Source organism: Brachyspira pilosicoli (assembly GCF_019402445.1).
In the GTDB taxonomy this organism is placed as follows: Bacteria; Spirochaetota; Brachyspiria; order Brachyspirales; family Brachyspiraceae; genus Brachyspira; species Brachyspira pilosicoli_B.
Genome location: NZ_SRZM01000218.1, coordinates 1 through 11,573, shown reverse-complemented (window position 1 = coordinate 11,573; position 11,573 = coordinate 1). Strand labels below are relative to the sequence as shown.

10 protein-coding genes are annotated in these 11,573 nt (G+C 28.7%); 4 read left to right on the top strand and 6 right to left on the bottom strand.

The features are described from left to right. On the bottom strand, nucleotides 1-1,801 hold a 1,801-nt coding region (locus tag E6A48_RS07610; RefSeq protein WP_219709421.1), incomplete at its 3' end, for an ankyrin repeat domain-containing protein. 157 nt (nucleotides 1,802-1,958) lie between these two features. Here E6A48_RS07610 and hydA point away from each other — a divergent pair. After that, nucleotides 1,959-3,395: a dihydropyrimidinase gene (hydA, locus tag E6A48_RS07605; protein WP_219709420.1), complete on the top strand. Its 1,437-nt coding sequence runs from the start codon at nucleotides 1,959-1,961 to the stop codon at nucleotides 3,393-3,395. Nucleotides 3,396-3,584: 189 nt separating this feature from the next. On the opposite strand, the gene E6A48_RS07600 is transcribed toward hydA, so the two are convergent. From E6A48_RS07600 to E6A48_RS07580, 5 genes are all read right to left on the bottom strand, one after another. Next, nucleotides 3,585-4,658, bottom strand: a complete 1,074-nt coding sequence (locus tag E6A48_RS07600) for an acyl-CoA dehydratase activase (RefSeq protein ID WP_219709419.1) — start codon at nucleotides 4,656-4,658, stop codon at nucleotides 3,585-3,587. 55 nt (nucleotides 4,659-4,713) lie between these two features. Next, nucleotides 4,714-5,853 carry an aminotransferase class V-fold PLP-dependent enzyme gene (locus E6A48_RS07595; RefSeq protein ID WP_219709418.1) on the bottom strand — a complete coding sequence of 380 codons (1,140 nt, stop codon included), beginning with the start codon at nucleotides 5,851-5,853 and terminating at the stop codon, nucleotides 4,714-4,716. A gap of 51 nt (nucleotides 5,854-5,904) precedes the next feature. Continuing rightward, nucleotides 5,905-7,053, bottom strand: coding sequence for a double-cubane-cluster-containing anaerobic reductase (locus tag E6A48_RS07590; protein WP_219709417.1), 1,149 nt, complete (start codon nucleotides 7,051-7,053; stop codon nucleotides 5,905-5,907). A 355-nt stretch (nucleotides 7,054-7,408) separates the two neighbouring features. Further along, entirely contained in the window at nucleotides 7,409-8,020 is a 612-nt protein-coding gene (locus E6A48_RS07585; protein ID WP_219709416.1) for a rubrerythrin family protein, read from the bottom strand. Nucleotides 8,021-8,108: 88 nt separating this feature from the next. Then, the gene (locus E6A48_RS07580) at nucleotides 8,109-9,212 is read right to left on the bottom strand and encodes a hypothetical protein (RefSeq protein ID WP_219709415.1); all 1,104 of its coding nucleotides are present in this window, start codon (nucleotides 9,210-9,212) and stop codon (nucleotides 8,109-8,111) included. 130 nt (nucleotides 9,213-9,342) lie between these two features. Between E6A48_RS07580 and galT the strand changes: the two genes are divergently transcribed. The 3 genes from galT to E6A48_RS07565 all read left to right on the top strand — a co-directional run. Beyond that, complete coding sequence (gene galT, locus E6A48_RS07575) at nucleotides 9,343-10,317, top strand: galactose-1-phosphate uridylyltransferase (protein WP_219709414.1); 975 nt, start codon at nucleotides 9,343-9,345, stop codon at nucleotides 10,315-10,317. A gap of 6 nt (nucleotides 10,318-10,323) precedes the next feature. Continuing rightward, nucleotides 10,324-11,319 (top strand): glycosyltransferase, encoded by a 996-nt coding sequence (locus E6A48_RS07570; RefSeq protein ID WP_219709413.1) that lies wholly within the window; start codon nucleotides 10,324-10,326, stop codon nucleotides 11,317-11,319. A gap of 28 nt (nucleotides 11,320-11,347) precedes the next feature. Then, the coding region (locus E6A48_RS07565) for a TM2 domain-containing protein (RefSeq protein ID WP_219709412.1) at nucleotides 11,348-11,573 on the top strand (226 nt) is incomplete at its 3' end.

Sequence of the window (11,573 nt, the reverse complement as noted above, 5' to 3'; positions counted from 1 at the left end):
TTACATCAGCACCTTGCTCTATTAAAAAATGAGCTATTTCAAAGTCTAGTATATCAATACTTCCTTCATCTGAAGTATCAAGAGTTTTATTTAAAGCTGTGTATCCTTCATTATCTTGTGCATTTATATTGGCTTTTTTTGAAACTAAATATTTTATTACATCTATATTTCTTTCATGACTATACTCACATGCTGATATTAGAGCAGTACTCCCTCCTTTATAAAAGTTTACATCAGCACCGTTTTCAACTAATAATTTTACTGTTTCTAAATTATTTACACCATATATTAAGGCTGTATTTCCATAATTATTGAAAGCATTTATATCAGCACCTTTTTGTATTAGAAGTTCTATCACTTTTATATTATGAAGTTTGGAAGCATACATTAAAGGTGTCTCTCCATCCTCATTTGTTACATTTATATCAGCACCATTATTTATTAAATATTCTGCAACAGATGAGTTTTCATCATATCTAGATTCAATATGTTCATAATCTAATGAGAGTAATAGAGGAGTTTCTAATGAGCTATATTCAGAATGTGTTTTGGCATTTATATTGGCACCTTTTTCAACTAAAAATTTAACCATATCATAGTCATTTCTTAAAGCTGCTATCATTAAAGGAGTATAATCATAATCAGGAGGATAATCCTCCCCACCCTTTATTCTTGATTCTAAGTCAAAACCATTTTCTACTAATACTTTAAACATTTCTCTATTTGGTGGCAATCCTGAAAAACTATAAGCTGTATTAAGAAGTGATCCTCCATAATTGTCTTTAGTATTTACATCAGCACCGTATTTTATTAATAAATTAAATATTTTTTTAGCATCTTCTAGTCCTTCTTCTTCGTAATGACAATAGCGAATATTATGATATAATACAGTGTTTCCATAATTGTCTTTAGTATTTGCATCAGCACCATTTTCTAATAAAAATTTAACCATTTCATAGCTTCCTATCATAGCAGCTCTCATTAATGCTGTATAACCATATTCATCTTGTGTGTTTATATTGGCACCTTGTTGTATAAGTAATTTTGAAATATCAAAATTATTATTAGCAATAGCAATCATTAAAGCTGTTTTGTTTTCATTATTTGATGCATTAGGATTGGCGCCTTTATCAAGCAAATATTTAACCATATCATAGTCTTCTTTATAAACAGCAATCATTAAAGGAGTATAATCAGAACTATCATCATTTATTTTTGACTCTAAATCAAAACCATTTTCAACTAATATTTTAAACATTTCTTTATTTTTATCAAAAGATTGTGAAATTCTATAGGATACATCAAGGAGAGATGTTCCTTTATCGTTTTTAGTATTTACATCAGCACCGTATTTTATTAATAAATTAAGTATTTTTATAGCATTTTCTGTTTCATTTTTTTGTCCGCGACTATTATGCTCAATACTATAATATAATGCAGTATCTCCTTCTGTATCTCTAATGTTTACATCAGCACCATTTTTTAATAAAAATTCAACCATTTCATAATTTGTATCTCTAGCAGTATACATTAATGCTGTAGCACCTGCTTTATCTCGAATATTTACATCAGTACCTTCTTCTATAAGCAATTTTGCTATATCATCATATCCACTTACAGAAGCATTTATTAAAGCTGTTCTATCATAAGAATCTAATGCATTACAGTTTGCACCTTGATCTAAATATGATTTAACTTTTTTTATATTATTATCTTCTACAGCAGAAAATAACAATTCATCTAAAGTTTTAGAATACAAAAGAATATTAAACAAGAATAATATAACAAATACTTTTTTCATATATACCCCCATATATATACAATTTGATTATATATTACAAAATATTCACAGTCAATATAATCATAATTCTTTAATTTCTATAATATATTAATTTATAAATTGATATTAATAAAATTTTTAGTATAATTAAATTGTTATTTTATTATAGGGAAGTGCTATGAAAATTATTATAAAAAATGGTACTATAGTTAATGCATCAGAAACTTATAAGGCTGATATATTAATAGAAGATGAAAAAATATCTAAAATAGGTGCTGATTTAAAATGCGAAGGAGCAGAAATAATTGATGCTTCAGGTAAGTATGTAATGCCTGGGGGAATTGATGTTCATACGCATATGGATATAGATGTAGGAATTGGCAGAGCTGTTGATGATTTTTATACTGGTACTGTTGCTGCTGCTTGCGGGGGTACTACTACTATAGTTGATCATATGGGCTTTGGACCTAAAGACTGCGATGTGTTTCATCAATTAAAATATTATCATACTCTTGCTGATAATAAGGCTGTTATTGATTATAGTTTTCACGGAGTTTTGCAGCATGTTGATGAAGATGTTCTTAATGGGCTTGAAGTATTAGCAAAAGAAGAAGGCTTACAAAGTACAAAATTGTATTTAACTTATAACTATAAAATAGAAGATGATAATGTTGTGCGTGTACTTAAAAAAATGAAAGAGCTTAATGGAGTTTCTGCTTTTCATGCTGAAAACCATTATGTAGTAGAATATTTAAAGAAGAAATTTGTTGAAGAAGGCAAAACTTCTGCACATTATCACCCTATAAGCAGACCTCCTGAAGCAGAAGCAGAGGCTGTTAATAGAATTATACATTTATCTGTTATAGCGGGAAATGCTCCTGTTTATATAGTTCATACTTCTGCTTCAAAAAGTGTTGATGAAATAGTTAATGCAAGAGCTTTAGGACATAAAAATATTTTTTCAGAAACTTGTCCTCAGTATTTAGTTTTAACTGATAAAGAATATGACAGAGAAGACGGACTTAAATTTGTAATGTCTCCTCCATTAAGAAAACAGGAAGACTCTGACAGATTATGGAAAGCTATTGCAGACGGACATATTCAGGTAATAGCAACAGACCATTGTCCTTTTAATTATGAAACAGATAAAATAAAAGGAAAAGATAATTTTACTAAATGCCCTAATGGTGCAGGCGGAGTTGAAGAAAGATATCCTTTGATGTTCTCTGAAGGCGTTATGAAAGGAAGAATAAGCATAAATAAATTCGTTGAAACTTTATGTTATAATCCTGCTTTAATATACGGACTTTATCCAGAGAAAGGTGCTATTATTCCAAATGCCGATGCTGATATTACTATAATAGACCCTAATAAAAAATCTATTATCACAAAATCTAATATGCATGGGGCTTGCGATTATACTGCTTATGAAGGAATTGAGCTTTTATGTTCTATTGATACAGTTATATCAAGAGGAAAAATTGTATGCAAAGACAATAAGTTTGTAGGCACTAAAGGACATGGAAAATTTATAAAAAGAAAAACTTTAGATAAATATGCAGATTTTAGTAATCATTTTAAATTGGGCGATTATGTGGATATTGAGTGTAACTAAAAAATTGTAAATTAATAGCAGTTATTATTTTTTAATAGCTGCTTTTTTATATTAAAAAATGTAGCTCTTCGCGAAGCGTATCCGAAAGATATAAGGTTCTATTATATCAATACCGAGGTACTCCCTTCAGTCGTACCAAGTAGGTGCCTATCGCAAAATAACTGTGGAAAAACAACCGCAAATAAAAAACTATTTTTCTATCTTATAGCAATTATCATATTCTATATCATTTTCTTTTAATATATTAATTAATTTCTCTTCAAAAACAACTTCACTCTCCCAGCACATTCCGCACCCTGCAGATATTTCACTTGGTATAGATATAATATTTCCTAATAATTCATTAGTTTGAGCCGTAACATTTTTAAAAGCTTTTTCTGCTCTCATAACATCTGTTGTGGTATTGAATGTTATTATTAATCTTTTTTCTTTATTATCTTCATTATTATTTTCTGCTATATTATTTTTTGTATTGTTAATTACTTTATTATTAGATTTTTTTTCAAATCCTATTATAGCAGCACCTATAGCACCAGCATACTGCCCTCTTTTATCTGTTATCACTTTTCCGCCTAAAGCTTTCTCTAAAGCCTTAACTAAATAATCAAACATGCATAATCCTCCAGTTAGAAAATAAGTATCATCTTTAAACTTTCCGCATAATGAAGAGACTTTATTTGCAACAGAGTTTACTATAGCATAAGCAATCTCATTTTTTTCTTTTCCGCTAGCCTTAAGACCTATAACCTCAGTTTCAGCAAATACAGTACACATAGAGCTTATTACAACATCAGTGCTTTCACATTTTTGAGCCTCTTCAAGAAGTGTTGATATAGAACAACCCAAAGAATTAGCCATTAACTCTATAAATCTACCAGTGCCGGCAGAACATTTATCATTCATAATAAAATTGTCAACTTTACCATTTTTTATGCTTATTATTTTTGTATCCTGCCCGCCTATGTCAATTAATGTGCCGTCTAAATTTGAAAATAAAAAATTGGCTCCCTTAGCATGACAAGTAATCTCTGTTATGGTTTTGTCAGCATATTCTATTGCAACTCTCCCATAACCAGTACCAACAAAATATGAATCTTCTTTTTTAATGTTTTTCTCTTCAAGCATTTTTAGTATCTGTGAAGAAGCTTCCACTCCAGACCAGCCAGTAGGAATCATAAACAATTCTACAAAATCATTTTTCTTATCATCATAAACAGCAACCTTAGAAGCAGTTGAACCTATATCTATGCCAACATAATACATTTTTATTTTTCCTTTAATTAATTTTAATTTTATTTAATAGTTTTTATTATACAACTTATAAACTTTTACTTATCTCCCTAACAGCATCAATCCCCTTTTCTATCTCTTCAAATGTATTAAAATAAGAAAAGCTAAATCTCACTATTCCTTGTTTAACAGTGCCTAAAGCCTCATGCATAAGAGGTGCACAATGCCCTCCCGCCCTCGTTGCTATGTTATATTTGCTTGATAATATATCAGACACTTTGGAAGAATCCACATCTCCAATATTTAAAGACACTATAGAAGTTCTTTTTTTTGTATTATAATTTCCATAAAGCTTAATGTTTTCTATGTTTTTAATACCATTATAAAAGCAATCAGCTAACTCTCTTTCTTTATCTCTAATTTTTTCTATGGTTTCATTTTCTATAAATTCTAAAGCAGCATTAAGACCAGCTATAGAATGACTATTTAATGTACCCGCTTCAAGTCTTGTTGGCATATTTTCTGGGTGTGTCTTTGAATAGGTTTTTATTCCAGAGCCTCCTGTTTTTAATGGCTTAATATCTATGCCTTTTTTTATGCATAAGCCGCCTGTACCTTGAGGAGCCATCAAACCTTTATGACCAGTAAAGCATACTACATCTATATTATTTTTCTTCATATCTATATTAATACTTCCTGCTGTTTGAGAAGCATCGAGTATAAATAATATATTATGTTTAGTGCATAAACTACCAATAAACTCAATATCCAAAACATCACCTATAACATTAGAAGCATGCGTACAGATAATTGCTTTAGTGTTTTGTTTTATGTTTTTTTCTATATCCTTATAATTTAATTCACCTTTATTATTTGCTTTTATTATTGTTAGCTCTGTTCCTAAAGTTTCCATTTCATAGATAGGTCTTAAAACGCTGTTATGTTCAAGTGATGTGGTTATAACATGGCTATCTTTATTAATTATGCCTTTTATTGCTGTGTTTAATGCCTCTGTAGAATTGCTTGTAAATGCAACATAATTGGGGCTATATCCATTAAAAAGTTTAACTATTTTCTCTCTTGTATCAAGTATAACTCTCTCACTATTTAATGATAATTCATAAGAGCCTCTTGAAGCATTTGCAAAACTGTTTATTGCATCAAAAACTGCTTTAGCAACTGTGTCTGGTTTTTTTAGTGTAGTAGCTGCATTATCAAAATATATCATTTTTAATTCCATAAATATAATAAAAAAGTTTATTAATAAAAAATAATATATTTATAGCATCTCAACAAAAGCTTCTAATCTAGTTCTAAGCTGAGCAGTATCGCTATTAGAATAATTAGTCTCTATTTGTAAATACGACTTTCCGCATTCTTCTACAGTGCGTCTAATCTTTTCACCTTCTACAGCATAAGTATGACAAGAGCTTAAAATAACATCCACTACACCATCTATTTTATATTCATCAATATATCTTTTTATAATATCCATTCTTTCATTATTTGGACTCATAACAGAACAAGGTATATTTAAATATCTCTCAGCAATAGCCTCTATAGGCTCTTTATTCTCATCAACAAGCATTTCAAAACTCTTTGTGCCAACACAGCTTTCAAAACATACAACATTTCCCCCCACCTCTTCAAGCTGTTTTACTATCTTTTCTACAAGCCCACCTGTAGGACAGCCTGTAATAAGTATTCTTGGGGTGTTTTTATTAAACGGAGATTCACCTTTTTTATATTTATCATTAAAAGTGTCAACTAAATTTTTTATCTCTTCTATATAGAGCTTTCTGTCAAATTTATAATTAGATGATTGTAATGCCTCATGCATATCGCTTCCCTTTATAGGAGAAGGCACTAATTTACCTAAATTAAAAAACTCTCTTATTACTTTTCTCTCTTCATTACATAACTTTATAGCATCTTTTAATTTATCTTCTGTAATTTTTACATTAAATTTTTCTTCTAATTTTTTTATAAGTTCTTTAATCTCATTTTTCCAAAGAGCAACAGCAAATTCATTCTTTGAATATGGAAGCTGCATAACATGTGTATCTTTTATCTCTCCCAAAAGCTCATACATCTTTTTCTTACCATCGCAAGTGGTTTCCCCTACTATAATATCTGAAAAATACATATAAGGACATTTATCTGTAACAGCAAAACCATAACTTGATTTTATTAGAGGACATAAATTCTTAGGCAAATACTTCTCAGCCTCTGGTATAGTTTCATCACTAGTAGAACATAATGACACCGCTATAGCATCAGCTGCATATATCACCTCTCTTGGCGTATATGTACAAAAAGTACCAACTACTTTTTTTCCCTTATCCTTCTCTTCTTTCATTGTAATAAAGCCTTTTTTACGGGCATCATTAAAAGTTTCAAAAATTTCAGGTAAATAGTTATTAGACATAGCATACACTCCTAATGTTTTTTAATATAAAAAATAGAAATGGATTCTATAACCTATAGAATTTAAAAGATTATATTATATGTCTTGTATATTTTTTGGATAAGTATGAAAAGACTACTATCAATTTGTTTATAGCAAAATCAATAATCATAATTCGTAATTATAATAAAAATATGATAATTTGTCAATTAAAAAAAGAAATACAATTAATTAACACTAATAAAATAGCTATTATATGTACTTTTTTATTAATATAAAGTATATATAACATATTAATAAATAATTTTTTATATAAAAAGAGCATTGATAACAATAATATTACCAACACTCTTCCTTTAAACAACAATTTATAATTTTAGCTCAAAAAAGCTTGGAAAGTACTTCCAGCAGCATTACAAATAGGACATGAATCTGGAGAGCTTCCTTTTTCTATATATCCGCAAACAGGGCATACATAATAACCTTCAGGTAATCCCTGTCCAGCAGCCAAATCTTTCATAGTTTTATCATATAACTGAGCATGTGTTTTTTCAACGCTTGCTATCATATTCATTAAATTAGCAACATCTTTATTACCCTCAGCAGCAGCTACTTTACTAAAAGCAGGATACATTTTAGTATATTCATAAGTTTCACCTTTTATACCAGCTTGTAAATGAGCATTATCTGTAGATGTTTTAACAGGATCAATTTTAGCAGTTAAAGGTTTAGTAGTTAATTTATTAGATATAGCCATATCATTTAAAAGTTTAGCATGTATAGCCTCAGCAGCAGAAGCAGCTTTAAACATAGTTGATACACTTTTATTTTGTGATTTCTTAGCAAATTCTGCATACATAGCTGAAGCATTCATCTCTCCATTATAAGACTGCATCATACCGTCTAATGTAGATTTTGCTGTTTGAGCGTTTGCAAAACTAAAAAACATAAACATTAATGAGATTAGTAAAGATACTTTTTTTAACATAATTATTCCTCTATTATAAAAATTATTGTAAATATATGCCTTTTAAAACATGCACTATAAAAAATAGTTAAACAATAAAAATATAAATTTATTTTTTTATTGGTACTAAATATGTAAAATCAAATTTTAATGTCTGGTCATATCTTATACCGACCTTATTTTCTTCTGTTAAAAATAATCCATTAACAAAGCCTAAACTTAATACTATACCATTGTCAAATATAAAATCTTTAGTAATGTTTAAACCAAAATAAAATGGTACTCTATAAAAAGGGTCCCCTTCTACACTTATGAATTTATGATTTTTATTGATATACCAACCAGAAACAAATATTATAGGCTCTATTTTAAACCATGTCATAACATCTATATTACCTCTTAAAAATAAAGCATGACCAAACTGTCCTTTTATATTATCTCTATCAACCAAATTATAAGAAGCCATATAAAGTATTGATAAATATTCACTATTAATACCAATAGCACCAACATAATTTTCTGTTATAGCAGGACTACCCTCTACAAAAGGATATTCATGCCCCCCATTATGCCAATAATGAACACCCAAATAAGGAGTTGCTATATCATGAAGAAAATCTAAAGCATAAGTGAGCCCAACATCAAACCTCTCTCTATGTTTAGCATTATGCTGTATCTGCCAATTCATATATATTTCACCTTTTCCACCCTTAAACCATTCAAAAGATGCCCCATATTCATAATAGCCATGTGTAAAAGGTTCATTATATTTATATTCCTCTGGTCCTTTGGCTATTAAAGTATTGTCTGGTGTAGAACGAACAACAGGTGTCATATCCATTAAAGGGTCCCTTATAGGTGCAGGCAAATTATGCCCGCCTTTCATTGTACCTATTCTTAATGCAATATATTCATTTGATAATTGTGTTGTAACTATAGGAAAAACCCTTATACCTTGCGGAAACTCGAAGGTAAATGGAAAAAATATAGAAGCCCCAACACTTAAAGTAATAAAATCATTAAACTTTATATCAAAAGCACCCTCTGTAAAGTTTTCAAAATAAGTTAAAGTAGTTCTAGTTTCTTCCCAATAAGTATTTTCTCCGTTATATGCATAAGAGCTTGTAAAAAGCCTAAAATCAACAGTAGTATCCGCATAAATAACAAAAAACATTTGTAAAAATAATAAAACAGATATTATTATAATTCTCATAATTAAACCTCAATATTTATAGCCGCCATTATAACATAATGATTATAAAAAATAAATTACAAAATATTTGCTTATTATAAAAAAAGATATATAATTAATAAGCAATAAATATTTTAGGAGTATATTCATTATGGCAGAATTACGTTATAATCCTTTACTTGGTGATTATGTTATGATAGCAAGTCATAGGCAAGCACGTCCGCAAATGCCTAAAGACTATTGTCCTTTTTGTCCTGGAAGTGGTAAAGTACCAGATAGTTATGATGTGCTCTGTTATGATAATGACTTTCCTGCACTATCTTTTGAACCGCCTTATCCTGATGATGTTGATAATGGTAAACTTTTTAAAACTGCTCCTTCTATAGGAAAATGTGAAGTAATTTTATACTCTTCAGACCATAATACTACTCTTCCAGAACTTCCTGTTGAACATATATTAAAACTTGTTAAATTATGGCAAGAGAGAATGGTTAAAATAGCTGAAAATAAAAAAATAAAATATATTATGCCTTTTGAAAATAAAGGTGAAGTTGTTGGTGTTACTATGCCTCATCCTCATGGACAGATATATGGTTATAGCTGGATACCTTTAAGAATTAAAAGGAAAATCGATATGGCTTCAAGTTATTATAATATAAAAAATAGAAATCTATTTGCTGATATGCTTGAACAGGAAATTGAAGACGGAAGAAGAATAATATTTGAAAATGATGATTTTGTATGTTTTCTTCCTTTTGCTTCTGAATATCCTTATGGTATTATGATTATGCCTAAAAAAAATATTATAGCAATAAATGATTTTAATGAAAAAGAATCTCTATCATTGGCTGATATTCTAAAAAAAGCTACTACTACATTAGATACTTTATTTGATATGAAATTTCCTTATATGATGTGTATGTATAGTGCTCCTGTAAATGATGGATTTAATTATAATAATATATGGCGTTATCATATAGAGTTCTTCCCTCCTATGAGAAGCAAAGAAAAGCAAAAATTTAATGCTTCATCAGAAACAGGTGCTTGGGCTCCTTGTAATCCTACTAGCCCAGAAGAGATGGCTGCTAATTTGAGAACAGCTTATTTTAGAAATATTGGGATGTAAATATAAGTGTCATTAAAAGTTACTATAATTATTCCTCATAGAATAGGTGAAAATATAGAAAGTACTTTAGTAGGAATTTATCTATCTGATTACAATAAAAATGATATAGAAATATTTCAGGCTGAAGGCACTCACCCTACCGTGCAAAGAAATGAATGCTTAAAAAAAGCTTCGGGTGATATCATATATTTTATAGATAATGATTCTCTTGTAGACCCGCTTAATATAAAAAGAGCTGTAGAAATATTTGAAAGCAATGAAAAAGTAGCAATCGTTGGCGGACCTGCTATTCATATTATTTCAAATACAAAAGAAAGGTATATTGATTCTTGTATGCGTTCTTATTATGCTGTTGGACCTATAGCAAATAGATATAGTAAAAACTCTTCTACATATAGAGAAGGAACTGACAGAGATGTAATACTTTGTAATTTGTTTGTACGAAAAGATGTTATATTTGAAGCGGGACTTTTTGATGAAAGTTTATACCCAAATGAAGAAAATGCATTAATTGATAAAATACTTTCTTTAGGATATAAATTAATGTATGACCCTGAAATAATAGTAAGAAGACCACCTAGAGGAAATTTAAAATCATATATAAAAATGCTTCTTAACTATGGCAGAGGAAGATTTGAACAGCTTTATAAAAACTTTAATAAAAAAAACTTAATATTTACATTGCCTGCTTTTTTTAGTGTATATATATTATTGTTACCAATAGTATTAGCTATTTACTTACATACTAGAATTAATTATGTAGCTGCATATTTTATACCATTTATTATATATTTAGCAATGACTATTTTGGCAGGAATAATAAAATCAATAAAAGATAGAGGAATTATAAATAAATTTTTAGGAATATTTATATATCCATTTATGTTTTTTATAACACATATGTTTTATGGATTAGGTTTTTTCTATGGAATATTTAGAATTATCACTGGTTATAAAAGAGTAACAAAATTTAATATAAATAAATATAAATCATTCTCTTAAAAAATTATAAATATGGTAAAATAATAAAATGAAAAAAAGAGCATATGCTATAGTATATTCGGCATTGTCTATAATGCTTGGAGGTATTGGTATACAGAAATTTTATCTTGGGCAAACTAAAAGAGGAATACTGCATGTTTTATTTTTCTGGACTTTTATACCTACAATTCTTTGTGTTATAGATTTATTAAAGTTCACATTCATGACAGAAGAAGAGTTTGATGAGAAATATAATAAAATAGAACTTAATAATA